The sequence below is a fragment of the Vibrio cholerae genome, assembly GCF_008369605.1.
Taxonomy (GTDB): domain Bacteria; phylum Pseudomonadota; class Gammaproteobacteria; order Enterobacterales; family Vibrionaceae; genus Vibrio; species Vibrio cholerae.
The window spans coordinates 186316-212176 of record NZ_CP043556.1; the positions used below are offsets into that span (position 1 = coordinate 186316).

Sequence of the window (25861 nt, forward strand, 5' to 3'; positions counted from 1 at the left end):
AATCCTCTGCCCTAACGATCCGAATAACGGAAAGCCCGAGCTTTCAGTTCTGCAATACGTGCTGCTGAATCTTGTTTGGTGACCACTTCAAAATCGCCTGAATAGACCAAAGGTACGGATTTCCCTTCCAAATCCCATTTAATCGCTTCAGCCATCGCCACACCCGTATCGTCATTCATACGCATCACAGTGACATCCAATTCTCCTTTGGCAAGCGCTTCAAGCTCTGCCGAACCGCCTCCCCAACCATTGACCAGAATATCTTGTCGATTCAGCTCTTTCAGTGCCTGCGCAGCTCCCAAAGCGACGTCCGTCGCACAGGCGTAAATAAAGCCAATTTCTGGATTATTCTTGACGATGTTTAGAGTCGCTTCATAGCCACTTTGTTCGGTTGCCTTGGTGTAATAGGAAGAAGCCAACGGAAAATGGTGCACCGCGTTCATATCTTGAATGAAGGTATCTCCCCGCGCTTCACTGATATACCCCTCGGAAAAATAAAGTACTGAGTACGGCTTTTTCGGGGCATGTGCTTGGTAATATTGCGCCAATAATTGCGCACCGTACTCATGATCAAAACCGATGTACATCATGGGCTGCTTGCCTTGCCAATCTTTGACTGGCGTCGTGATGTTTTGCAAAATCAGTTTCGTTTCGGAGGAGTGCAGCACATGCTCAATGAATTTGCGGTGACGGGTGGTATCTAAGGTAAAAATCAGATAGTCGCTCTTATTTTTCAGCGCTTCCATCAAGGAAACACTCTGCTGGCGAGTATCAAGATTCGGGCGAGTAAACACCTGATTGATTTGATAGCGAATCCCCAAAGCGTCCATTCGCTTTTCAAACGCTTTGATGTTGCGAACCCAATAGTCGGAAATTTGCTGTCCGGGATAGACCACCGAAATAATGACGGGTTGTTCTTGCGCCACCGTCAACGCACTCGGTTTATCACGAACTGTTTGAGCAAAAAGCTCGGAAATTGGCCGCTGTTCAGGGAACTCAGCAAGAAATTCATCATAATGCCAATAGCCTTTTAATGAATCGGCTTGACCAGTTGAGCTGAAGAGTGCTGCTATCAGAAACAGCGGAGATATTAGCTTTCTTTTCATAGCTTCCTCATGAGCTTTTCTTCCTAATGTTCAATTTGAATGACATTCGCTGGCAAACGCCGACATCTCATTGAATCAAGAAGAACTCTTTTGCCCAGATCGGGAAATCGTTGTCACTGATTATTAAGCATGATTGAGGTAATTCATAGTGCAGGTGTGGGAAAAATAGTTTCTCACACCTGCGACTGCTCACTTATTCAGCAAGTTTGACTTAGAAAGTAAAAGCAAGATTCGCCGAAAGCCCGAATTGGTTATCGCCAGCGTAAGAACCAGCCAAATCTAAGCTAACAACATCCCACGGGCTGACGCCAAGACCGACAGAAACCGAGTTATCCAACGAGTTTTGTAAGTCCACTTCATAACCGGCTCTGAGCTGCGCCCAACCCCATGCATTCCCTTCCACCCCGAAACGCATAAACTGGGTATCATCGTTGTCACCGTTGAAGCGGCGCTGTTTGGTGAGATCAAGATCCACCGCGGCGATAAAGAAATCACTCACATAACTGCCTGACACCGCTATTTGGGTATCTAGCTTGTAAGTGTTGTTTCGGTTCTGGGTTTGAATATCCTTCGCAAACAGATCTTTGGCGACGATACCAACACGATATTGATCAATAAGCCACACTGCGCCCATATCTAAGTTGAAGGCGTTATCCTTCACTTCGCTTTTATCGTAGTCATCAAGGTCGAAAGATTTGACCGACGCATTATCTTGATAAGTTCGCAGTTGCTGCACTTTCGGTGTTACGCCCAGCGCAACCGTCTGCCCACCAAGTACCACTTGTTTACCTACTGCCAAGCCCACTTCGGTATAACCAAACGCGGTTAAATCGACATCGGAACTTTCATAGCGAGTTTTCACCTCATTGGCACTGTTGCCAGATTTCGCGGCCACATTGGCTTTCGCAATCACTTCTGCATAGCCGCGGGTAAAAAAGTTGAGGGAGACTGCATCGAGAGGTAGGGCGACTGCAATACCAATCCCAGCCGTGACGGCCAGGGGTTTATCATCCGCCAATTGATCGAGATAACGATTGAGCTGATCTACGTTTTCCTGCGTTGCCGCGCCGACTCCTGCGCGCTCAAACTGTTCAATGGAATCTTGCAAATCATCTATCGTTTTGAGTGATTCATCCTTGTCTTCCGCTCGCAGCCCAATGCTGGGCAGCAAAATACCGAATGAGTCATTTTTGCGATACACCGCCGTCAGCGCTGGGTTGTAGTAGGGAGCCAGCAGATAATCCGCCGTAGAAACGCCCGTGTTACCCATACCGGCACCGCGAGCATCCATCAACAAATTAGAAGCTAATGCCGAAGAAGAGAAGGCCATTGCCATGACCACTGCTAAAGTACTTTTTGTTTGAATATTCATTCCGTTACCAACCTCATTTTGGGTTATCCCATACACAAGGTTAATACATGAATGATTTTTTCCCAGAAAATAGAGTGACATGGCTCACTAATTGGGCACGTTCACTGAAAAATAATCTCCAGTTGATCAATTCGCGCCATCCCCGCCACCAACGCTTCTTTCTGGGATTTGGAGAGCGCTTTAATTCGGTATTCGAGCTTCAATGCCGCACTTTTGCCATCAGCAACGGGCAATGACCACACCAGTTCTAGTGGGCCTTTGCCACGCAGCGCTTTCGCACCCCTGCCCTTTTGATGTTGGGCAAAGCGGCGCGATACATCGGTAGTGATGCCACAATAGAGTGCGTTATTTGCACAACGCACCAGATAAACAAACCAAGGTGAAGGTAACTCAGCCAAGTTTTCCATTAGCCATTATTTTCTATTAGCTAAGGTGCTGTTCAATCAGTGCGCGCAGCTCGGCCACTTCTTCACGCAGGGCTGCCACTTCTTGTTCTAACTCAGCGTATTGAGAAGAGGCGATCGCTTCATTGTCTGAGCTCGTGGCAAAAGCCGCCATATCCACTTCACCGCAAAACAGATGATGGTAGCGGGACTCACGCTTACCCGGCTCACGCGGCAATTTCACCACCAGCGCACCTGAGTCACGATTCGCTAAGCGCTCAAGTACCGCTTCAGCCTCTTTCACATCGGTAAATGTACAGAGTCGATTGGTTCGCGTGCGCAGCTCTCCGGGGGTTTGCGCACCGCGCAGCAATAAGCAGCAGATGAGTCCGAGTTCTTGTTGATTGAGTTTGAGATCGCCAAACTCTGTATTACAGAAGCGGTGTTGGTATTTGCTGGTACGGCTATTAAAGCTGCTTTCATCGCTTACAAGGCGACGAGCGATTAACCCTTCCACCGTGTCTTGCACTTCCGCTTCGCTCAAGTTGAGTACCGGTTCGCGATTGCTTTTTTGGTTACAGGCGGTGGTTAAGCTATTGAGTGTCAGTGGATAGTGATCGGGTGTGGTGACTTCTTTTTCAATTAAACAGCCAATTACACGGGCTTCGAGTGGGGAGAGTTGAATATTCATCGTGCAGTCCTTCTGCTGGCGGGCGAACCCGCAGTCGGTATTTAATGCTCAGTTAACAGAGGTAACCGAATCATTTTGCCATTCTCATCAATCATAATGATTCTGGCGCGGTTTAATTCAATTTCGGTCAACTCAAGCTGCTGACGCTCTTTAATGTAAGCCTCTCGCAGTTTGATTGCGACAGCATCAAGCTCAGTTTGCAGCGGCGGTGTGGGAACCAAAATCTCGGAATTACGCATGGTTGCTCATCATGTCTTCATGAATGGCGCACATGATATAGCGCATTATTTCTGATGTACAATTGGCTCGCGCTTTGAATGGCGATTTATTGGTCAAGATAAGCCGCATATTGATCTTAAGTCTGTTATGAAAAGAATTGTTGTGTTTTAATCTTCGCAGTTGCATTAAAAGTAGGAAAAGGAACCTATGAACAGCGTATTTGAAATTGTGAGCTTGGCTCGTCGCAAAAATAAACTTCAACGCGAACTCGATGATAACGAGAAAAAAGTGCGTGATAACCGTAAGCGTGTTGAACTGCTGGTAAACCTGCTTGACTACATCAAGCCAAATATGAGCCACGAAGAGATTCTCGGCATCATCAAAAACATGAAGTCTGACTACGAAGATCGTGTCGATGACCACATCATCAAGAGCGCGGAAATTTCTAAAGAGCGCCGTGATATCAGCCGTCGTATCAAAGACTTAACTGAGCACGATAAGCAGATGACTCAAGGCAAAAAAGCCTAATGATTCCAGACCCACCGCAAGGTGGGTTTTCTTTAGCGCGCCAATCCGTTTCTCTCATTCGAATTAAGGTAAAAGCGTTAACGTTTCTATCAATGTCTGCCTTGCAAAAACTGAACGTGATCGACATTAAACGTTTGCGTAATCGCTAACCTTCACCGAACAAAATTCCGAGCCTTTCGTCACATATTTTCCATTGCTATAGTGTCATTAGTGAATCAACAGAGTGCCCTGAAAATCGCAGGTTTGACTAAAATAACGATAGAGCGGCCTCTTTTCTTGATGGTTTAGCCATACTCAACCCATGGCAAATTCACCAAGAAACCATTCGAGGCATGGAGCTTCCTCACTACTCTCACGATGAGAAGATTGGCACGACACTGACACTGTCCACACTATTAACGAGGGTCAAATAATGGATATGAGTATGGTTGAAATTTTAGGATACGCGGCATCGATCATGGTGGCGGTATCATTGACAATGAAAGACATCGTCAGACTGCGTGTACTGAATTTTATTGGTTGTGCACTGTTTACTGCATACGGTTTGATGATTGATGCTTGGCCTGTCGTCGTGACTAACGGCTTTATTGCCTGCGTCAACGTCTACTTCTTGGTGAAAATGCAACAGGAAAAAAAGCCTGACGCGTCTTCGAGCGCGGCTTAGTTCTCCCTGAAAAAATAATGCCCGGTTTAACCCGGGCATTATTGTTATGGAGAAAGAAAAATTTTATGGAGAGAGAAAAATTACTCTTCTTCGTTGTGCAGTACTGCCCACGCTTGGGCACATTTCACCGCACGCTTCCAACCTTTATAACGGCGTTGACGCTTCTCTTCATCATGATGCGGTTTAAAGCTGCGATCGATTTCCGCTTTGCCTTGCAGCTCTTCCAAACCATCCCAGAAACCAACGGCCAGACCGGCGAGGTAAGCGGCGCCTAACGCGGTGACTTCCGTGACTTTCGGACGATGCACTTCGGTATCCAATACATCGGCTTGGAACTGCATCAGGAAGTTGTTGGCGACCGCACCACCATCAACACGCAGCGCAGAAAGCTTGATGCCAGAATCGGCTTGCATCGCATCCAACACATCACGCGTTTGGTAAGCGATACTTTCCAGCGTTGCGCGAATAATGTGGTTTGAGTTCACACCACGGGTTAAGCCGACAATTGTGCCACGCGCATACGCATCCCAGTACGGAGCGCCTAAACCCGTAAAGGCTGGCACCACATACACCCCATTGGAGGTATCCACTTTGGTGGCGAAGTACTCTGAGTCGCGAGCATCGGAAATCAGTTTCAGCTCATCACGCAGCCATTGAATGGATGCACCGCCCATAAACACCGCCCCTTCCAGTGCATAAGCTGGTTCACCGCGTGGGCCACACGCTAGCGTGGTCAGCAAGCCGTTGTGCGAGGTCACTTTTTCCTGTCCCGTGTTCATCAGCAAGAAGCAACCCGTACCGTAGGTGTTTTTCGCTTGTCCCGCTTGCACACACATTTGGCCGTACAGCGCCGCTTGTTGGTCACCGGCAATCCCCGCGATTGGAATACGCGTACCGCCTTTACCACCGATGTTGGTTTGACCGTACACTTCAGACGATTTTTTCACTTCCGGCATCATGGAGAGCGGGATATTAAATTCGGCGAGGATCTTTTCATCCCACTGCAAGGTGTTGATGTTGAACAGCATAGTACGGGATGCGTTGGTGTAATCGGTCACATGCACACGGCCTTGTGTCATTTTCCACACTAGCCATGTATCAACCGTACCAAACAGCAGTTGTCCTGCTTCAGCTTGCTCGCGTGCGCCTTCTACATTGTCCAGAATCCATTTAATTTTGGTACCTGAGAAGTAAGGGTCGAGCACCAAACCGGTATTGTCACGAATGTAACTTTCTAAACCGCGCTCTTTCAGCTCTTCACAAATGGCAGCAGTACGGCGACATTGCCAAACAATCGCATTGTAGACAGGCTTACCCGTCTCTTTATTCCACACCACCGTGGTTTCACGTTGGTTGGTAATACCGATGGCCGCAACTTCATCACTGCGAATGCCCGCTTTACCTAGCGCTTCAACCAATGTTGAGCTTTGCGTAGCGTAGATTTCCATTGGATCGTGTTCCACCCACCCGGCTTGTGGGTAGATTTGGGTAAACTCACGCTGAGAAACGCTCACGATATTCGCATCATGGTCTAACACCACGGCGCGAGAGCTGGTAGTACCTTGATCGAGAGCGACGACGTATTTTTGCTCAGTCATGTTCTATTCCTTATGGTTTCACGTTCTTGCTTTACCCCAGCATGGCGATCACACCGAAGTGCTGGGGTAGTCTCTATTGTTATTGAATATACTTTTTTAAGTTTATACCCGCTATGCGCGCGCTTCTTCACTCTCTTCTGCCGTGTCACATTGGTTCGGAATAGTGCAACCCGTCCCCGTTTTTGGCAGATAAGCCGCGATAAACTTTGGATATGCCCACGCGCCAAAACATGCGCCCAGAATCGGAGCCACAATCGGTACGATGAAGTAAGGGATCTCTTTTGCGCCAGTTAGGGCATAATCCCATCCAGCGAAGTAGGCAAACAGTTTAGGACCGAAATCACGCGCAGGGTTCATGGCAAAGCCCGTCAATGGGCCTAATGAGCCACCAATCACCGCAATCAAAATACCGATTAGCAAGGGGTTCATCGCATTGCGATGCGCGCCATTGTTTTCATCACCCAACGCCAAAATCGCGAACATCAGTACCGCTGTAATGGTGAACTCAACGGCCATGGCTCCCATAAAAGAGAGAGAAGCATGCGGATAAGTTGAGAAGATCCCCGCAGTCGCTAAGGCTTCTTGGCTGCTACGTACAAAATTGTGGGCGATTTCGTAGTCGGTAAAAAGGTTGCTGTACAAGCTGTAGACCAATGCCGCCGCACAAAACGCACCAGCCACTTGCGAAACGATGTAAGGTAACACTTTCGCTTTATCAAAGCCGTGGAAAGCGGCCAGAGCGATAGTGACGGCAGGGTTAATGTGCGCGCCAGAAACCCCAGCCGTACAATAAATGGCAATCGATACGCCAAAACCCCAGACAATGCTGATTTCCCACTGTCCGAATTGAGCACCTGCTAAAACGAGTGCGGCCACGCAGCCGACGCCGAAGAAAATCAGTAATCCTGTACCGATAAACTCGGCGATACACTGCCCGAGCAGAGTATGTTGCTTTGTTTGGTTCATAGTTCAGAGTCCTTTTTGTTATCTTGCTACCAGAGCCGTATCGAACAGCCATCCACACCCGTTATACTTAGAAAGTCAGCATAAATATCTGCAGTTTCACTATTTTTCGGTTTATATTGTGGTCGCCGCCTACACCCGTCGGCTCTAATCGCATCATGAAATAGCCGTTATTGGATGAACAATCTCACTGTTCGCGGTGAATCTGGCACAAAAATATCACCTCGAAAACAAACGACCGCAATTAATGAGTGTTCGAGCACAATTTTGTTATTAACAAATTCGTTTTTTGTTAAACAACGCATCTTTTTTCTCTCTCTTCTCCGATGTCTGAAAATGGCTAATCTTTTGGTTTAGCAATCACTAAATCATGAGTGCAAGCCAGATTCAACGCACGATCGCGCTAAAAAATCGACAGATATTCCCTTATTAAGTCACGAACATATTCACTCAAACGAACATTAAATGTGTCATACATGTTACGAACAGTGTTAATCATCAATAAGTGAATCGCATAAAATTACGCCACTGAAAGGCTCCATCCACTTCTACCCACCATTTAATGCTCGTTCGCGCTTTTGTGAGCAAAACAACGAACACGAAATGAAAATAATGGCACACTAACCGTATGTGTTTTGATTGCATAAGGTTGAGCTCATGACGGCTTATCAAAGAATGGAAACCGACGTGGTCATCATTGGCGGCGGCGCAACAGGAACCGGAATCTTGCGCGACTGCGCATTGCGCCGATTGCGCTGTATTCTGGTTGAAAAAGATGACATTGCCGCGGGCACCACAGGTCGCAATCATGGTTTGCTGCACTCCGGCGCTCGTTACGCGGTCACTGACTCTGAATCGGCACGCGAGTGTATCCAAGAAAACAAAATTCTGAAATCCATCGCGCGCCACTGCGTTGAAGCCACCGATGGTTTGTTTATCACTCTGCCAGAAGATGATTTAGGCTTTCAGGAGTCGTTTATTCACGCCTGCAGTGATGCAGGGATTGAAACGCAGCGCTTAACACCTAAAGAAGCCTTGTTACTTGAGCCGAATGTCAACCCTGCTTTGATTGGCGCGGTGAAAGTGCCTGACGGTACGCTCGACCCTTTTCGCCTGTGTGCGGCCAATGTGCTGGATGCCAAAGAACATGGCGCGCGAATGTTTAACCGAACTATTGTGACCCAGTTGATCCGTGAGGGAGATACCGTGCTTGGCGTGCGTTGCCAGCATTTAGGCAGTGGCGCTAAGTTTGATATTTTCGCCCAGCAAGTGATTAATGCGGCAGGTATCTGGGGACAAAACATCTGCGAATACGCGGACCTCAATATCAAGATGTTCCCAGCCAAAGGCTCGCTGCTGATCTTGGATTACCGCATTAATAATCTGGTGATTAACCGCTGCCGTAAGCCATCGGATGCGGACATTTTGGTTCCCGGCGATACCATTTCGCTGATTGGTACCACTTCCGAGCACATTGATTATGACCAGATCGATAATCTGCATGTCACTGAACGAGAAGTGGATATTTTGCTCGCCGAGGGCGCCAAACTTGCCCCCATTATGGCCAACACTCGCGTATTGCGCGCTTATGCGGGCGTTCGCCCACTGGTCTCAGTGGATGATGATGGCAGTGGCCGCAATATCAGTCGTGGCATTGTTTTGCTGGATCACGAGCAGCGTGACGGCTTGAAAGGCTTCACCACTATTACCGGTGGCAAACTGATGACTTACCGTTTGATGGCCGAGTGGGCCACCGATCTGGTCGCCAAGAAACTTGGCAATACCCAAAGTTGCCAAACGCACCTGCGCCCTTTACCGGGCTCTCAGCAAGCACCAAAAACGCTCAAAAAAACCGCCAGTATCGCCAAACCGGTTTATGAATCCGCCATTTATCGCCACGGTGAACGTGCCGCGAGCTTTTTAGCCGATGATGCGAAAAGCCAAGCGGTGATCTGCGAGTGCGAAATGGTCACCGCCGGTGAAATTGAGTACGCCATCAAGCAGTTGGATGTGAATAATTTGGTCGACCTACGGCGCCGTACTCGTTTGGGTATGGGGCCTTGTCAGGGCGAGCTGTGCAGCTATCGCGCAGCCAGTCTGTTTAGTGAATACGGGCAAGTTTCGGGTTGCCAATCGAGCCATTTGTTGGTCGATTTTCTGGAAGAGCGCTGGAAAGGCATCAAACCGATTTTCTGGGGCGATGCACTACGCGAAGCTGAATTTAGCTACTGGATTTACGAAGGCTTGCTCGGTGCAAGCGATTTACCTTCCTTCGACTCAGCCACGGAGAAACAACAATGATGCATTATGATGTGGCCGTCATCGGTGGCGGTATTGCCGGATACAGCGCCGCCCTGCGCGCACTGCAAGCCGGAAAAAAAGTGGTGTTAATCAACCAAGGGCAAAGTGCGCTGCATTTTTCTTCCGGCTCGATTGATGTGCTTGGCCGTTTGCCAGATGGCAGCGTAGTCAATCAACCATTTGACGCTTTTTCCGCTTTACAACAGCAAGCACCAGAGCATCCTTACAGCAAAGTCGGACGCAAAAACAGCGAGAAAGGGTTAATGTGGTTCAAACGCACTTTAGACAGTGCGCATGTGCCTTTGCATCATGAACTTGATGGCGCCAACCACTGGCGTATTACCCCACTTGGTACCCTAAAAAATACTTGGCTGTCGCAGCCTTTTGTTTACCCTTATCGCGGTAATGCCGATTTTTCACGCATTATGATTGTTGCGATTGACGGCTATCGCGATTTTCAACCTGCGATGCTGCGCGATAACCTCGCTCAGCGCCCTGAGCTTGCTAACACGCCGATGCTCACGGTGAATGTTTCCATCCCCGGCTTTGAAGGATTCAGACGCAACCCGAATGAGCTGCGCTCGATTGATATTGCGCGTTTGCTGCGCCAAGAATCGGCGTGGAATGCATTGTGTGATCAGCTGATGCGCGTTGCGCGTCCTGATGATCTGGTGATCATGCCTGCCATCATGGGCAACGGTGATGGTTTGCATTTGATGAGCAAACTCCAACAGGTAACCCAACTGCGCTTTCATGAAGTGCCGACCATGCCCCCATCACTACTCGGGATCCGCATTGAAGAAGCTCTGCATCGTAGTTTCATCCAAGGTGGCGGCGTGCAACTCAAGGGAGACAAAGTGATTGGTGGCGATTTTGCAGGATCTCGCCTCACTGCTATTCATACTCAAAATCTGCGCGATTTCCCGATCAGTGCTGAGCACTATGTGATGGCGACCGGCAGTTACTTCAGCCAAGGATTACAAGCCTCACAACATGCGATTCAAGAGCCGATCTTTGCGCTGGACGTCCAGCAAAACCCTGACCGCGCTCAGTGGCGACATGCTCAATTTATCGCGGCACAATCACACCCGTTTATGACTTTCGGCGTCACTACCGATGCCAATTTGCATCCGTCACGCCAAGGCAAAACCATTGACAATCTATGGTGTTGCGGCGCAATGCTCAGTGGGTACGACCCCGTGTTTGAAGGCTGTGGCGGAGGCGTAGCGATTGCGACCGCTTATCATGCCGTAGAACAGATCCTTGCGACTTATACGCAAACCAAACAACCGGAGGTGCTGCTATGAACCATGCCTTTATTCACTCTGCACCGCAAAATACCACCTTTGATCAATGCATCAAATGCACGGTGTGCACTGTGTATTGCCCCGTTGCCAAAGCCAACCCAAACTATCCCGGCCCTAAACAGTGTGGCCCAGATGGTGAGCGTTTACGGATCAAAAGTGCCGAATACTATGATGACGCGCTCAAGCTGTGCACCAACTGCAAACGCTGTGAAACCGCCTGCCCTTCAGGCGTCAAAATTGGCGATATGATCGCCGTGGCGCGTGGCAAATACGGCAAAAAGCCGCTTAACCCTAAGTTGGTGCGTGATTTTGTACTCAGCCACACCGACTTATTTGGCTCGATCGCCACGCCGTTTGCGCCACTCGTCAACGCCGCAACCTCGTTGCCATTGGTGAAAAAGCTGATGCACAAAACCATTGGCGTGCATGACCATAAAACCTTGCCCAAATATTCGCACGGCACCTTCCGCCGCTGGTTTAAACAGAACTGTACCAGCCAGCCGCTCTACCAAAGACAAGTCGCTTATTTCCATGGTTGCTACGTTAACTATAACCATCCGCAACTCGGCAAAGACTTTGTCCGAGTGATGAACGCGATGAATATAGGCGTGCGTTTGCTTGATAGCGAAAAATGTTGCGGTGTCCCCCTGATCGCCAATGGTTTTCACAACAAAGCGCGTAAAAACGCGCTGCACAACGTCAAACACCTTACGGCTATGGTCAATGATTACCATGCGCCGGTGCTTTCCACCTCTTCCACCTGCTCGTTTACCTTGCAGCAAGAATACCCGCATGTGCTAGGGGTAGATAACAGCCAAGTGGTGGATCAAATTCATTATGTGACGCGTTTTCTGCTCAAAGAGTTTATGAGCGGTAACGCACCGAAGATGAAACCCGTCCACAAAAAAGTGGTGTATCACACCCCTTGCCATTTAGAGCGCAGTGGTAATGTGATGTTTACGATTGAGCTACTGAAAATGATCCCCGGCTTAGAGCTGGTGGTGCTCGACAGTGAGTGTTGTGGCCTAGCCGGAACCTATGGTTTTAAAGAAGAGAACTACGAGGTATCGAAGAAAATTGGTTCGCATCTGTTTGATGCGATTCAAACCTCTGATGCCGATTATGCGGTGACCGATTGCGAAACCTGTAAGTGGCAAATCGAAGAAAACGCGCACTTGGAAACCATTCATCCAGTGAGTTTACTGGCGATGGCGCTGACCGATGAGCCTAGTGCTTGAGCGTGAATAGCCACTTCCTACTTGAAGCTGAAGGCGGACGGAAAGATTAAACAATCATCACTGCTGAAAGCCGTGGTTTAGGGATGACAGTAAATAGGGCAAGTAAAACTTGCCCTACTCTTATTCCAACATTCAGAAAATCATTCTGATTGATGACGCTTGCAGTGCTCAATAGCCTTGCTCAACAGATCTAACGCAGTGTGATCACAAGAAGGCAATTGCGCATCACTTTTACCCAGAGGCGTTACCCGCTCACCCCAGCGAATATGACCCGCTCCCCACGTTAGCCCTGCGCCAAAAGCGGCGACCAACAGATCATCATGAGGTTTGATTTTGCCTTGCTCTAACGCTTCGCATAGGGCAATCGGCACCGTAGCCGCGGAGGTATTACCGTAGCGATGAATATTGACAAAGGCTTTGTCTTGCGCGATGCCCGCCAAATCACACAGGGTTTGAATAATGCGGATATTGGCTTGATGCGGGATCACCACATCAATTTCTTCGGTCGATAAACCGCTACGCGCCAGCACTTGTTGCGCCGCAGCCCCCATGCCACGCACCGCACGTTTAAAGATCTCTTTACCCACGAAATCAAACGCCCAGTAACCATTGTCTGCATCAAAACGATCCATCGCGGTTCCAAACTTAGGTACCGCTAAAATATCTCGTCCTTGGGCATCACAGCCAATTTGCGCATCTTGCAAGCCCACTTTTTGTTCGGTCTTGCTCAATACCACAGCACCTGCGCCATCTCCAAACAGCACGGCGGTGTCACGCTTCGTCCAGTCCAGATAGAAAGAGAGGCGCTCAGCACCAATCACCAAAGCATGACGATAATGGCTCGCTTGCATCAAGCGTGTCGCGGTTTCTAAACCATAGAGGAAACCAGTACAGGCGGCGTTGAGATCGAAGGCGGCAGCAGAAGGAATGCCTAAATTTTGCTGCACTTTTGAAGCAATATTGGGAATTAACGAATCCGGTGAACAGGTTGCCACAATAATAAGGTCTATCTCTTCAACGCTTACGCCCGCACAGGCAATGGCATGCTGAGCGGCAACGGTGGCGAGATCGGAAGTATTCACGTGGCTGATCCGACGCTGTTCAATCCCAGTACGTGATTGAATCCACTCATCGGAAGTATCAAGAAAGGTGCTCAAATCGTGATTGGAGAGCGTCGCAGGTGGCAGACATTTACCCCACCCGGTGATTTCGGCATAACATTGAGTCATAAAAATTCCGTCTATGCTGCTTATTGTAATTTGGCGGAGCGCCCCAAGATATTGAGCAACGCCCGTCGCCATTGTCGGCAATGGGCAGAAGTATACGCCGATTTTCGAACCATGGTTAACCATTGAGCTTAAACTGGTAACGAAAGCGCAAAATAAAGAGAGGAAGTCATGTCAACATTCAATACCCACTGCCCATCTTGCCACAGCCTTAACCGTGTGCCAGAAGAGCGCATTACCGAAAGCCCCAACTGTGGCAAATGCCAAAGTGCACTACTCGATGGCGCGCCAATTGAAGGTACCGAAGCCAATTTTTCCGCGCTGCTGCAAAGCGACAAACCTGTCGTCGTCGATTTTTGGGCTCCGTGGTGTAACCCTTGTGTCGGCTTCGCACCGATTTTTAGTGATGTTGCCGCCGAGCGAAAAGGCCAGATCCGCTGCGTGAAAATTGATACCGAAGCGCAGCAAAACCTTGCTGCACATTTTCAAATTCGCAGTATTCCCACCATTATGGTGTTCAAAAATGGCCAACGCATCGACATGATCAATGGCGCACTGCCAAAATCTCAATTTGACCAATGGTTAAACCAAGCGCTGACTAAATAATCACATCTTGTAATCCACAATTAAGTTGGCATTTTCGATAAAATTATGCCAACTTAACTGGCACTTTCCCCTCCCTTTTCCTCAACAAGCAAAGTTTATCGTCAAGAACGTTTTTTTTCGTTTTACTCTGCGCACTATTCGTCCCATATTCGCGCCAACTGTTCCTTCTGCTGTTCCCGAGGCCTGCTGTGGAAATCCATTCTTCTGCACCAAACCGCATTGCGGTGCCTGTTATTGCGTTAACTCTGTATGCGATTGCCGCAGGCTACTTAATGAGCCTAGTGCCTTTAATGCTGCCGCATTACCAACTCGAATCTGATTTGGCCAGTTGGCTGGCAAGCGTTTTTTATGGTGGATTATTAGCGGGCGCGCTGATTGCAGAGCCTTTCGTCAATCGTTTAGGCCACCGTAAAGCCTTTGTATGGTGCTTGAGCTTACTGCAACTGTCGATTGTGGTTATGCCGCTATTGCCCTACGCCAGTGTTTGGCTTTTGGCACGTTTGGTCGCAGGTATCGCCGTGGCCGGCATTTTTGTGGTGGTGGAATCTTGGTTACTGCATGGCGATGAACAAGGTCGCGCTAAGCGTCTTGGCATTTACATGGTGTCACTCTATGGCGGTACTGCACTCGGACAAATGGCAATTGGCCAACTGGGGGTGGCAGGTGCCGTGCCTTTTATTGCGATCACCACACTACTTTTGATTGCTTCCATGGTGCTGATGTACGTCGATTCGGATCAGCCTTCCACACAACAAGCCAGCTCACTTTCGTTGCGTCAGATTTTCAAGCTCAGTAAAGCGGCGATGATCGGCTGCCTAGTTTCGGGCCTGACATTAGGAGCAATTTACGGTTTGATGCCGGTAGAACTTGCCAACCGTGGCATTAGCCATACTGATCTGGGTAACTTAATGGCGCTGGTGATTTTAGGCGGCATGGCGGTGCAACCTCTGGTGCCTTGGCTGTCTAAATTTTTAGGTCGCACTCTGCAGATGGCGCTGTTCTGCTTACTTGGCACGGCAGCCATCACGCTGACCGTGTTTGATGATTCGCTGCTCGTACTGGGCGTTAGCCTATTTATTTTAGGCATGGCGACCTTCGCCCTCTACCCAATCGCGATTAATTTAGGCTGCGACAAATTGGATGCGAGCTACATTGTTTCCGCAACCCAAGTGATGTTACTCAGCTACAGCGTAGGCTCGGTGGTTGGTCCGGTATTGGCCGATTGGTTTATGCAAGATCGACACGGCTTGATGGCTTACTTGTTTGCCATCCTACTCGCGACTTGTTTGTATATGCTGATCAAAAGTGTCAAAACCAAACGCCAATGGGTGGCGGGCGAGTAACCTTCTTTTAGGGCAAGTTTCTATCACTCAGCGTTAGGGAGAGAAACTTGCTTTTCCGACCCAAGCTTAATCTAAGCTTCATATTTGCCCCATACAGTCATCATAAACCGAATCATTGATGTCACTGTGAAACCACTCAAACGCTACCAATACGAACGCTACGCCGTTTTGTGCAACCTCGCTTATCCGCGCATTTTTAAGCAAACTCGTTACGGGTTTGATCCTAACGGACAGCGTGTGATCACCAATCAGTTTGGCAAAATCATGATCCGAGTATTGTGGAGCCGAGCGAGCGATGAGGTAGTCGTTGTGATTAAAGGCTCACACAGCCTCACCGACTGGCTACTCAACTTCGCGGTTTGGACACGCAGTTGCCACCATTTAGGACTGCAATACCGCATTCATGCTGGTTTTTATCACTTACTGCATCAAGAGAGCCAACCGAGCCGCAACCAAGATACGCTTGGCATGACGGTGATTGAAAAACTGGAACAGACCCTACTGCCGCTGATTGAACAAGGCAAACGCATTGCAATCACTGGGCACTCTTCCGGCGGCGCGATTGGCTGCGTGTTTGCGGACTATTTTGAGCGAAAATATCCACGCACGATCAAGCGAGTCGTCACTTTTGGTCAACCTGCGATCGGGGATTGGCGCTTTCAGAAATACTATGGGCTAGCTCATAAAACCTATCGCATCTGCTGCGATCTGGACATCGTAACCTTCATGCCGCCCGTGCCATTTCTGTACTGGCATGCCGGAAAATTACTCTGGCTGTACAACGGCAGAATTTACGAAAACACACCGACATGGGAGCGTTTAGGGCGTTCGATCATCAGTTGGTTAATTAGACCGTTTTCTTATCATTTGATGAGTAAGTACATACGCAATAAAGATTTTTTTGATGAACGCTAGAAAGAGTTTTGTATCAACAAGAGAGGAAATAATGGAGGCGCGTCCCGGAGTCGAACCGAGGTTCACGGATTTGCAATCCGCTGCATGGCCACTCTGCCAACGCGCCTAAGTGATGTGTCTTGAGGATGATGGTGCCCCGGGCCGGACTTGAACCGGCACGACTCGAAAGTCGAGGGATTTTAAATCCCTTGTGTCTACCGATTTCACCACCAGGGCAACGCATACTGCGATGGAAGACACCATCTGTTCTAACGAGCTTTGCCGTGAGAACGAGGCGTACTTTAACGGATTGAGATTTCTGGTCAATAAAAAATTTCAGCAATTTAATCAAGTGATTAAAAAGCACGCCATCGCGTACAAATGGCGTGCACAACGCACAAAAACCATTCAACACTAAAAATCAATACGCCTCAAACGCTAACGCTTTTTTCTCGATTTGGCGGAAGATCAGGGTCAGAATGCCGTTCACTGCAAGGTAAAATGCTCCGGCAATCCCAAAGACTGTCAACGTATCGTAGGTTTGGGCGTTGATGCGCTGCGCGTAGCCCATCAAATCCATAATGGTGATCGTGCTAGCCAGCGAAGTGCCTTTAAAGACGAGAATCACTTCGTTGGAATAGGCTGGCACTGCTCTGCGTAATGCATAAGGCAGCAGCACTCGCAGCGTAGCGATTTTGTTCATGCCTAATGCGCGGCACGCTTGCCACTGCCCACTAGGAATGGCGTTAAATGCGCCTTTAAACAGTTGCGTACTGTACGCCGCCGTGTTGAGCGCCAAAGCCAGCATAGCGCAAAACCAAGGTTGGCTGAGCCATACCCAAAGTACGCTTTCGCGTATCCATTCAAACTGCCCTGGGCCGTAATACACCAAGAAAATTTGCACCAACAGCGGAGTGCCGGTAAACAAGGTGATCACCGCACGGCTAAACCAATGCACGACGGGCGTGCGCATTACTAAGCTTACGGTCATCAAGAGTGACAATATGCAACCCACCAGCAGCGAAGCCGCCGTCAGTTGCAAACTGGTGCCTAAGCCTTCGAGCAGTTGCCATAGGTGTTGCTCTTTCATGCGCTGGCTCCTTGGCTATGGCTCATGCCTTGTATCGAAAACTTGTTATCTATCACTTTTACGGCGCGTTGTGTGATCAATGTGATCACCAGATACACCGCCGCCGCCGTTGCATACCACGTAAAGGCTTCATGGGTGGCCGCGGAAGTGAGCTGCGCTTGTTTCAGTAGATCCGTCACCCCAATCAAAGAAACTAACGCCGTATCTTTAAGTAATACTAGCCATTGGTTCATTAAACCGGGAAGTGCGTGGCGTACCGCTTGCGGCAGTACAATACGAATAAATGCATTGCTAGGAGGAATCCCTAATGCGCTGGCCGCTTCACGCTGTCCTCTGCCCACGGCTTTGAGTGCACCGCGCAACGTCTGCGAAGCGTACGAAGCAAAAATCAGCGAGAGCGCAATCACACCAGAGATAAACGGGCTGATCTCAATAAATTCACCAGTGATGAAAAACAGCACTTGGGTCGAGCCAAAGTAGATAAACAGCACCACCAAAAGCTCAGGCAAACCGCGGATCACGGTGACCAACAAGGTGGTTGGCCATTTGATCAATTTCAGTTTTGCCATTTCACCGCCAGCAAACACCAGTGCCAACAGTAAACCGACCAGCAAGCTGGCCAACGCAATTTGCAGCGTCATCCAGCTTGCTTGTACCAGTGATAAAGAGTAGCCCGTTAACACCATCTTAGTTTCCGAAGTACTTATTGAAGATCGCGGCGTATTCGCCATTTTCTTTCACGGCTTCCAACGCGGCGTTCAGTTGATCAAGCAGCGCTTGGTTATCTTTATTCACCGCAATACCAAAGCCATTACCGAAGTACTGTGCATTCGTGACACGCTCACCGACGTAAGCGAGGTTGTTATCCCCCTTAAACCACTCCGCGACAACGGCCGTGTCACCGAATACCGAATCAATACGGCCATTTTTCATATCGATGAACGCATCTTGGTAGCTTGAGTATGGCACCGCGACCACGTCCGACAGTTGCTCAAGTAGGAAACTTTGGTGAGTCGAGCCATTTTGCACACCAACACGTTTGCCTTTCAGCGTCGCTTGATCCGCCACTTTGCCCGCCAGAGAAACGAAGGCGGCTGAGTTGTCGTAGTACGGATTAGAGAAATTCACCTGCTCTAAACGCGCTTCGGTGATGTCCATTGCCGAAATGGCGGCATCATAACGTTTGAATTTCAGTGCTGGGATCAAGCTGTCAAACGCTTGGTTGTGGAAGCTACATTTCGCTTCAAGTTGCTTACACAGCGCATTCGCTAAATCCACATCAAAACCTTGGATTTGGTTGTTCTCATCCATGTATTCGAACGGCGCGTAAGTCGCTTCCATCACAAACTTGATCTCTTGTTGCGCAACTGCGCTAGCAGAAACCAAACCAATCAAAGACGCGAGTAGGATCTTTTTCATTGCAATACTCCATGTGTTCTGCGAAATCTGGCGCATCAATGGCCAGAATCTGTGGGCTAATATCAGTAACTTTTTAATGTTTTAAATAATCGGCAAACTGCTGGGTCTGCGGATGAGTAAAGGATGCGTGCGTGCCGTGTTCAACAATGCGCCCTTTTTCGAGGTAGAGCACATGGCTGGCGATTTTCTTGGCAAAGTCGACTTCATGAGTCACCACCACTTGCGTGATCCCTGTACCACTTAACTCTTTGATAATTTTCACAACTTGATTGGTGATCTCAGGATCCAGAGCCGCTGTCGGCTCATCAAACAGCAGTACATCCGGCTTCATCATCAGTGCACGCGCAATCGCCACTCGCTGCTGCTGGCCACCCGAGAGTTGTAGCGGCCACGCATCGGCTTTATCTGCCAGTTGCAACGTTTTCAGGATCTCGATGGCTTGCTGTTTGGCTTGCGATTTCACCATACCTGCGACTTTCACGGGGGCTTCCACCAAATTTTCCAGCACAGTCATATGCGGCCATAGATGGTATTGCTGAAACACCATGCCCACTTTGCGACGTAGCGCTAAGCCTTGCTGCTCGGTCGGATGCGTTGAGAAATCAAACGATTGATTGGCGATATGCAGTTGGCCATTATCGGCCGTTTCAAGAAGATTGAGCACACGCAGCAGTGAGCTTTTACCCGCACCGCTTGGCCCAAGTAGCACTAAAGTTTCACCACTCGCACATTCAAAGTGGATGTCGTGCAGCACCTGAGTGGTGCCATAAGACTTGTTAATTCCGTTAACTCGAATACTCATGCTGACATACTGCATTAATTATCATCTGGCGTTCATACTACTACGAACGTATTTTTATGCAATAAAAATGTATAAAAACCAAAACCACAGACTATTTGTATAAAAAAACGTCATAAGAATAGCAAAAACGACTGGTTAAACCACAACCAAATGCATAAAGCGTGATAAGTAAACCGGAAATACTCAGTAGGGAGCGATGAGATATAAATGGAATATAGAGTGGGACTCGATTGAAGAAACGCAGACACAAAAAAACCAGCACTTGGCTGGCTTAAGCGATGACTTCAAAAGAAATGGAGGCGCGTCCCGGAGTCGAACCGAGGTTCACGGATTTGCAATCCGCTGCATGACCACTCTGCCAACGCGCCTCTGAAGTCAAACGAAGGATTTGCTTCGTTGCTTGCGCTGCGTACTTTACGGATTATGCGAGCTGAGTCAAACAAAAAAATGAAATGCCGGCTCGTTTGCTGAGATTTAGCGCAATCTGCTCAACTGACCGTCGCAAGCAAACCAACCTATCCCCTTCTAACTTGAAGCAGTAGTGGCGTTGACAACCTGCCACTTCCCGTCGTTGGGTATGAAGCATTCAAGTTACCACTTCTTCATTAGCCGCCCAACCAAGCTCGGATGATAGCTCCAGCAGTGATCAAACATACTCATCAACTGCGGGTTGCCGTATTTTGATAGGCTTATGGCATGAAAACGGTTTTTGCGCGTTTTAAGTTCCGCCACTTGCGCCAGTAGTTCGTCACTTTGTTTGGGTGCAATGAAATCCGACATCACAACCAAATCGCCATTGCGATACTTATCACTGCTCATCAGTTCAATCGATTTGAGGATCACGGGCTCAAAATCTGTACCGCCATGAAACGAATAACTTAAGAAGTCACTCGCTTCGCGCAGCCCATCTTGGCGAGTCAATTCGTAGGTGATGAATTCGGAAGAAAACAGCATCACATAACAATCACGATCTTCTGCCAACGCAATTTGCATCAGCGCGTAAGCCATGGCTTTGGCACACTGCTCGGGAAAACCACTCATGGATCCTGAGGCATCAATACAGAGAATGAACGGCCCTTTTTCAATATCAACCTGTTTGTTGTCAGGACGATGGGCACGCACCTTACGCAGAGTGCGTGATTTCCCCTGCATGCGATAGTTCATTAACCGTTTATCGACCAAGTGCTTATAAAACACTACTTCCAGCTCTGGATAAGCTAAAAACATGGTTTCGTTGGGCAGTAGCTTATTCAAATCGTCACTTTCGTGGATACCCACAATGTCATCGGTCGCTTCATCTGAACGCTCTTCGACCATTTGCATCTCTTCAGCGGGCGCACGATTTAGGTCCGGATCGTCAACCTGTCCAGCCATTCGCCCGAGCTGCTCGGCGATTTCCTGCATGCCTTTGTGTTTTTTGAGAAACTCAGCGTAACGCTTCATGACCGTGAGGTCATTGCGGCTCAATTTCGCCGCCGCCATATCCCAAAGTCGGCCGACGATCGCTTCATCCCCCGCTTCAGTGACCTTATCCATATTGCGCATGGTTTCCATACGCTGATAGAGATCAGCCAACATACGCTCTTTGTTGGCTTTAAGTTCGATCACCTGCGCTTGGCGAATCGCATCAGACAGTGATTTATACCACTGATCACAAAAGAAATGAGGGAACATGGGGTTATGATGCAGCTTCTCTTTTTCGAGCAAGCGGCGCGCTTCTAAATAGAATGCGGAGTCCCATTCCAGTTTCTTCACCACGTCTGGAACTTGCGTAAAAAACGTCTCTTCATCCCAGTGAATCACTTCTTGGTAGAGGGCTAACTCACGCTGGAAACGTTCAGTTTCACACACTTTGGTCATTCGACGACGAACGCTGGCGCGCCACTTGATCAGATGATTTTTCACTGACGTGCCCACACCACGATTTTCCGCCATCATCATCACTTGGGAACGCGCAACCAAGTCATTGACGGCGGTATCAATCAAGCCAGATTCTGCTATGGCAACAACCAGATTAAACGCATCCGCCCCTAACATAATGACACCTAAGCAAAAAATTGGTTGAGGTTACGAATGCGCATCACGTTACGCTCGCATTCAACTTGAGTGGCATCCAACTGCTGCTGCAGCTCATGCAAGGTCGCTTGCATTGCCGTTGGCAATTCAGGATCGATGAAACTGTGCGGCAGCGCATCGTGAAATTTGAGGCGCACTTTACGTAAATGGTGCTCCGCATGAGTGAGCTGCGCCATGGCTTGATCCGCTTTCGTCAACCAATTCTGATACAGCGACTCATCTAAACCTTGTTTGGTGACCATCGCCAGAAGTACGGAGCGGTTGGCAATATCTTTAATCACCAAGTTGTTGCTGGCATCAAGGTCAAAACGTAAGCGACATAGATTGGTGTTTTGGTTCACATAGCCATAGGCTTCGCCGTGCCCTTCTTTAATCACGCGCTCTAATTCACTTTTCTGTACGTAAATCCAACGGCTATCGCCTTTCTCACCTTCAGAAACAGACATATTGCTCTGCAATAACACTAGCTTAATCAAATCAGGCGTCATGCCCACTTTGTAAATTTTGGCATCAGACAGGTCATATTGATGATGAACTTGTTTTTTGATTAAGCCATTGGTGGTTTCCAGTGACAGTACCATGGCAAACTCAGACTCTAGCTCTTCTTGAATTTGGGCAAGTTCAAGTCGGCATACATCGAGCTGTTGCTCCACTTCTGCTTGGTCAAAGGCGTAACGCAGCGCAAATTCGCGGATCACCTCATGCACCACATCATGTGATTCTGGGGTATTCCACAAACAGTTTTGCAGCAGCAGTAGATCTAATGGGTTAATCTCGTCTCGGCCATTAAAAAATGCACTGGCTTTCAAAAGTTTGGCCGCTTTTTTCCAACGGCGGTCAGACACATACATCTCTAAATCTGAACCCGCGCTCTCTTTTGAGCGCTCTTCAACCATGGTTTTCAACTGGTAGAGCTTTTCGAAAACGTCATCACTGAGTTCAAGCTTATCCAGTTGCTGCTGCCATTGGTGATACTCTTCATCGGTGATCGCCAGCCCTGCTGGAATTTGCGCTTCTTGCGCTGTACCAACGGTAAGCATGGATTTGAAATTTTGTTTGTTTTGAATTCGATTTACAAAAATTCGTACCAACATACGGTCATAGAGTGCTTCGAGGCCGCTGTCTTCGTCTGGGAGTTCATTGGAGGCCGTCACCAAGAGACGCATCGGTACGCGCTCAATATCGCTGCCATTTTTGAAGGTTTTCTCGTTGACAACCGTTAGTAAGGTGTTGAGGATGGCAGGTCCCGCCTTCCAGATTTCATCCAAGAACACGACCTGTGCGGTAGGCAAATAACCTTGGGTGAGGCGCACATAACGACCATTGTCTTTCAATTCTTGAATACTCAGCGGCCCAAACACCTCTTCGGGGGTTGAAAAGCGGGTCATCAGGTATTCAAAATAACTGCTGTTATCAAATGCTTGAATCAAACGCTTAGCGATGAGGCTTTTGGCGATCCCCGGTGGGCCGAGCAAAAACACACTTTCACCAGCCAATGCAGTCAATAAACAGAGCTTAATGGTATTTTCACGCTCATACACGCCATCAGAGAGCGCCTTAGCCAGCTTATTGATTCGCTCTGAAAGCAGCGCTTTGCGCGCATGTGAGCTGTGGGTGGGTTGCAGCATCTCTTGATTCCTCAGACAAAGCCCAAATTGGGTAACACGTTTTCAATAAGCACTGTTTCTATAAACAATCGCTCTATAAACAATCGCTCTATAAACAATGGCTCTATAAACAATAGTTTCAATAAACAATCGCTTTATACAATTGTTGTCGATTTGTTACAAAGTCTATTTTTTGTTTTGCGCATCCTTATAACAGATCTCATTTCCTTGAAACAATTGGTAATCATTGATTGCACATTTAGCGGCTCAACTTCTCGCCATTTCCACAGACACGACGCAAAAAGTACAATTTATTCTTGGGGATGCCACTGAACCTAAGGTAAGGTGACTCCCTCATCACCGCTTTATTTTGACAAGACACACTCCATGAGCAAAATCATCCATCAATGGAAAAGCATCGCACTGGTCGAGGAGGACGTTTTGCTTCCGAATGGCCACTCGGTCACACATACCACGATTTCACACCCCGGTGCGGCAGTGATTTTGCCACTGACTGACCAAGGCGAGATTGTCGTGATACGCCAATTTCGCCCTTCGCTCAAAAAATGGTTACTCGAACTTCCTGCTGGCACTATAGAAGAGGGGGAACCGCCTCTTTCCTGTGCGCAGCGCGAATTGGAGGAAGAAACCGGCTTTAGCGCTCAGCAATTTATCGAACTCGGTCAAGTCACGCCGCTCGCGGGTTTCTGCGATGAAATTCAACATCTGTTTGTCGCAAAAAACCTAAGCAAAACGGCGCGCTATTCTTGCGATGAGGACGAAGTGATTGAAGTCCTCTTTCTTACCCCACAAGAATTAGAACGTAAAATTGTTTTTGGCGACATCACCGATTCCAAAACCATTGCTTGTTTAAGTAAAGCCAAACTTTGCGGATATTTGTAGGAGAAAAGATGGACTTTCGATCGGATACCGTTACCCAACCGACCGACGCGATGCGTCAAGCGATGGCACAAGCCCCTGTGGGTGACGATGTGTATGGCGATGACCCCACTGTCAACGAGTTAGAACAGTGGGCGGCCGAGCGCCATGGCTTTGAAGCCGCGCTGTTTACCACCTCAGGCACTCAAGCCAATTTGTTAGGTTTACTCGCTCATTGCGAGCGCGGCGACGAATATTTGTGTGGCCAGCAAGCCCATAACTATCGTTATGAAGCTGGCGGCGCCGCCGTACTTGGCTCTATCCAGCCACAACCGATTGACAATGAACCGGATGGCACACTCGATTTCGCCAAACTCAAAGCCGCGATCAAACCGGATGATGCGCATTTTGCCCGCACCAAACTGCTCAGCTTGGAAAACACCATCAATGGTAAAGTGCTTCCACTCAGTTATTTGGCAAAGGCGCGCGAGTTTGTTGATCAACATGGTTTGCAACTGCACCTTGATGGGGCTCGGGTCTACAACGCGGCGGTCGCACTGGATGTGGATGTCAAAGAGATCGCGCAATATTTTGATTCGATCACCGTGTGTCTATCCAAAGGCTTAGCCGCGCCAGTCGGTTCGTTACTGCTCGGTTCCAAGGACTTTATTGCCAAAGCGAGACGCTGGCGAAAAATGGTCGGTGGCGGTATGCGCCAAGCGGGCATTTTAGCCGCAGCGGGGAAATTGGCGCTCACCGAGCAAGTCACGCAGCTCAAGACCGATCATGATAATGCTCGCCATCTGGCTTTGGGGCTGAATGCTTTACCGGGGTTTTCGGTTAATACCGAATGGGTACAGACCAATATTGTGTTTGCTAAATTGGACTCGACAGTCGATATCCAGTCCATCGCCCAGCAACTTCGCCAAGAAGGCATTATCATCACCGCGGGTAATCCAGTGCGCTTCGTGACACATAAAGACATTACACGTCAGGATATTGATACCCTACTCGCCAAACTGCGCACCTTACTGGCTTGAGTGAGGTTGAGAATGCTAACAGGCTCGTAAACTCTCTCCATTCTCGCTCGCGCTCTCTTGAGCTTCCCCTTAGGGGAAGCTTTATACTCCGCGCACTGATTTACACCCTCTTGTTTGGAGTTTATTGATGCGCGTTGTGTGCTCTCTGCTTTGTTTAACCCTTGTTTCGACTCCGCTCTTCGCCAGTGGCGATCCGGTACTCGGTAAACAAAAAGCGCCAAGTTGTGTGTTTTGCCACGGCACCGACGGCAAAGCTACTCAGGTCAGCTATCCTAACCTTGATGGGCAAAGCGCAGAATACCTGTATAGCGCGATGAAGGCTTATCAACTAGGCGAGCGCACAGGCCCAATGGCGGAGATGATGAGAGCTCAGTTGCAACGTTTAAATGATCAAGATTTGCGCGACATTGCTGCTTTTTATGCCTCATCCCAATGAGTTTTTCCCAAAAATTCCACTTTTAAGCACAAGAGTCATGAAAAATCGGCGTAGATCTGGTAAAAATCGGGAC

At 48.6% G+C, this 25861-nt stretch carries 25 protein-coding genes and 3 tRNA genes; 11 read left to right on the forward strand and 17 right to left on the reverse strand.

What is annotated here, in order from left to right; all coding sequences use genetic code 11:
- Positions 1–11: 11 nt before the first annotated feature.
- From F0316_RS14990 to F0316_RS15010, 5 genes are all read right to left on the reverse strand, one after another.
- Entirely contained in the window at positions 12–1106 is a 1095-nt protein-coding gene (locus tag F0316_RS14990) for an autoinducer 2-binding periplasmic protein LuxP (RefSeq protein WP_000823678.1), read from the reverse strand.
- Between the two features lie 211 nt (positions 1107–1317).
- Positions 1318–2478: a conjugal transfer protein TraF gene (gene traF / locus F0316_RS14995; RefSeq protein WP_033928042.1), complete on the reverse strand. Its 1161-nt coding sequence runs from the start codon at positions 2476–2478 to the stop codon at positions 1318–1320.
- A 101-nt stretch (positions 2479–2579) separates the two neighbouring features.
- The gene (locus F0316_RS15000) at positions 2580–2885 is read right to left on the reverse strand and encodes a GIY-YIG nuclease family protein (RefSeq protein ID WP_000429067.1); all 306 of its coding nucleotides are present in this window, start codon (positions 2883–2885) and stop codon (positions 2580–2582) included.
- A 16-nt stretch (positions 2886–2901) separates the two neighbouring features.
- Complete coding sequence (locus F0316_RS15005) at positions 2902–3552, reverse strand: YceH family protein (RefSeq protein WP_001025628.1); 651 nt, start codon at positions 3550–3552, stop codon at positions 2902–2904.
- Between the two features lie 41 nt (positions 3553–3593).
- Positions 3594–3791 (reverse strand): hypothetical protein, encoded by a 198-nt coding sequence (locus F0316_RS15010; RefSeq protein WP_001246071.1) that lies wholly within the window; start codon positions 3789–3791, stop codon positions 3594–3596.
- A 187-nt stretch (positions 3792–3978) separates the two neighbouring features.
- Here F0316_RS15010 and F0316_RS15015 point away from each other — a divergent pair, with 187 nt between their 5' ends.
- On the forward strand, positions 3979–4299 hold the full coding sequence (locus F0316_RS15015) for a DUF496 family protein (protein WP_001089529.1): 321 nt from the start codon (positions 3979–3981) through the stop codon (positions 4297–4299).
- Between the two features lie 412 nt (positions 4300–4711).
- Positions 4712–4963 carry a YgjV family protein gene (locus F0316_RS15025; RefSeq protein WP_001882582.1) on the forward strand — a complete coding sequence of 84 codons (252 nt, stop codon included), beginning with the start codon at positions 4712–4714 and terminating at the stop codon, positions 4961–4963.
- Positions 4964–5043: 80 nt separating this feature from the next.
- Here the strand turns inward: F0316_RS15025 and glpK are convergent, their stop codons facing one another.
- Positions 5044–6561, reverse strand: a complete 1518-nt coding sequence (gene glpK / locus F0316_RS15030) for a glycerol kinase GlpK (protein ID WP_000139398.1) — start codon at positions 6559–6561, stop codon at positions 5044–5046.
- A 111-nt stretch (positions 6562–6672) separates the two neighbouring features.
- On the reverse strand, positions 6673–7527 hold the full coding sequence (locus tag F0316_RS15035; protein WP_001076945.1) for an MIP/aquaporin family protein: 855 nt from the start codon (positions 7525–7527) through the stop codon (positions 6673–6675).
- 654 nt (positions 7528–8181) lie between these two features.
- Between F0316_RS15035 and glpA the strand changes: the two genes are divergently transcribed.
- Genes glpA through glpC form a run of 3 tightly spaced genes read left to right on the forward strand, consistent with a single transcriptional unit; the run spans position 8182 to position 12370 of the window.
- Complete coding sequence (gene glpA / locus F0316_RS15040) at positions 8182–9825, forward strand: anaerobic glycerol-3-phosphate dehydrogenase subunit A (RefSeq protein ID WP_149560658.1); 1644 nt, start codon at positions 8182–8184, stop codon at positions 9823–9825.
- Positions 9822–11132, forward strand: coding sequence for a glycerol-3-phosphate dehydrogenase subunit GlpB (gene glpB, locus F0316_RS15045; RefSeq protein WP_149560659.1), 1311 nt, complete (start codon positions 9822–9824; stop codon positions 11130–11132). Before glpA ends, glpB begins: the two co-directional genes overlap by 4 nt.
- Entirely contained in the window at positions 11129–12370 is a 1242-nt protein-coding gene (glpC, locus tag F0316_RS15050; protein ID WP_001014994.1) for an anaerobic glycerol-3-phosphate dehydrogenase subunit GlpC, read from the forward strand. Before glpB ends, glpC begins: the two co-directional genes overlap by 4 nt.
- 140 nt (positions 12371–12510) lie before the next feature.
- Here glpC and F0316_RS15055 read toward each other — a convergent pair whose 3' ends face one another.
- Positions 12511–13599: a ketoacyl-ACP synthase III gene (locus tag F0316_RS15055; protein ID WP_000189733.1), complete on the reverse strand. Its 1089-nt coding sequence runs from the start codon at positions 13597–13599 to the stop codon at positions 12511–12513.
- A gap of 168 nt (positions 13600–13767) precedes the next feature.
- On the opposite strand from F0316_RS15055, the gene trxC reads away from it, so the two are divergent.
- From trxC to F0316_RS15070, 3 genes are all read left to right on the forward strand, one after another.
- Positions 13768–14202, forward strand: a complete 435-nt coding sequence (trxC, locus tag F0316_RS15060) for a thioredoxin TrxC (RefSeq protein ID WP_149560660.1) — start codon at positions 13768–13770, stop codon at positions 14200–14202.
- Between the two features lie 188 nt (positions 14203–14390).
- Positions 14391–15545 (forward strand): MFS transporter, encoded by a 1155-nt coding sequence (locus F0316_RS15065; protein ID WP_001896697.1) that lies wholly within the window; start codon positions 14391–14393, stop codon positions 15543–15545.
- A 126-nt stretch (positions 15546–15671) separates the two neighbouring features.
- A complete protein-coding gene (locus F0316_RS15070) occupies positions 15672–16460 on the forward strand; it encodes a lipase family protein (protein ID WP_172626060.1) in 789 nt (262 codons plus the stop codon).
- Positions 16461–16492: 32 nt separating this feature from the next.
- On the opposite strand, the gene F0316_RS15075 is transcribed toward F0316_RS15070, so the two are convergent.
- From F0316_RS15075 to F0316_RS15120, 9 genes are all read right to left on the reverse strand, one after another.
- Positions 16493–16566 (reverse strand) — tRNA-Cys (locus F0316_RS15075).
- 23 nt (positions 16567–16589) lie between these two features.
- Positions 16590–16676, reverse strand: a tRNA-Leu gene (locus F0316_RS15080).
- Between the two features lie 184 nt (positions 16677–16860).
- Positions 16861–17529: an arginine ABC transporter permease ArtM gene (gene artM / locus F0316_RS15090; protein ID WP_000662924.1), complete on the reverse strand. Its 669-nt coding sequence runs from the start codon at positions 17527–17529 to the stop codon at positions 16861–16863.
- A complete protein-coding gene (gene artQ / locus F0316_RS15095) occupies positions 17526–18215 on the reverse strand; it encodes an arginine ABC transporter permease ArtQ (protein WP_148549555.1) in 690 nt (229 codons plus the stop codon). Before artQ ends, artM begins: the two co-directional genes overlap by 4 nt.
- Position 18216: 1 nt before the next feature.
- A complete protein-coding gene (locus F0316_RS15100; protein ID WP_149560661.1) occupies positions 18217–18948 on the reverse strand; it encodes an arginine ABC transporter substrate-binding protein in 732 nt (243 codons plus the stop codon).
- Positions 18949–19021: 73 nt separating this feature from the next.
- Positions 19022–19750: an arginine ABC transporter ATP-binding protein ArtP gene (gene artP / locus F0316_RS15105; protein ID WP_001964440.1), complete on the reverse strand. Its 729-nt coding sequence runs from the start codon at positions 19748–19750 to the stop codon at positions 19022–19024.
- Between the two features lie 294 nt (positions 19751–20044).
- Positions 20045–20118 (reverse strand) — tRNA-Cys (locus F0316_RS15110).
- Positions 20119–20341: 223 nt separating this feature from the next.
- Complete coding sequence (viaA, locus tag F0316_RS15115) at positions 20342–21787, reverse strand: ATPase RavA stimulator ViaA (protein WP_000899945.1); 1446 nt, start codon at positions 21785–21787, stop codon at positions 20342–20344.
- Positions 21788–21795: 8 nt separating this feature from the next.
- On the reverse strand, positions 21796–23454 hold the full coding sequence (locus F0316_RS15120) for an ATPase RavA domain-containing protein (RefSeq protein ID WP_000941295.1): 1659 nt from the start codon (positions 23452–23454) through the stop codon (positions 21796–21798).
- 366 nt (positions 23455–23820) lie between these two features.
- Here F0316_RS15120 and F0316_RS15125 point away from each other — a divergent pair, with 366 nt between their 5' ends.
- The 3 genes from F0316_RS15125 (at position 23821) to F0316_RS15135 (ending at position 25788) form a co-directional block, all read left to right on the forward strand.
- Positions 23821–24336, forward strand: a complete 516-nt coding sequence (locus tag F0316_RS15125) for an NUDIX hydrolase (protein ID WP_000034744.1) — start codon at positions 23821–23823, stop codon at positions 24334–24336.
- Positions 24337–24344: 8 nt separating this feature from the next.
- Positions 24345–25352 (forward strand): low-specificity L-threonine aldolase, encoded by a 1008-nt coding sequence (ltaE, locus tag F0316_RS15130; RefSeq protein WP_000347567.1) that lies wholly within the window; start codon positions 24345–24347, stop codon positions 25350–25352.
- Between the two features lie 127 nt (positions 25353–25479).
- Positions 25480–25788 carry a c-type cytochrome gene (locus tag F0316_RS15135; RefSeq protein WP_001266838.1) on the forward strand — a complete coding sequence of 103 codons (309 nt, stop codon included), beginning with the start codon at positions 25480–25482 and terminating at the stop codon, positions 25786–25788.
- Positions 25789–25861 lie beyond the last annotated feature (73 nt).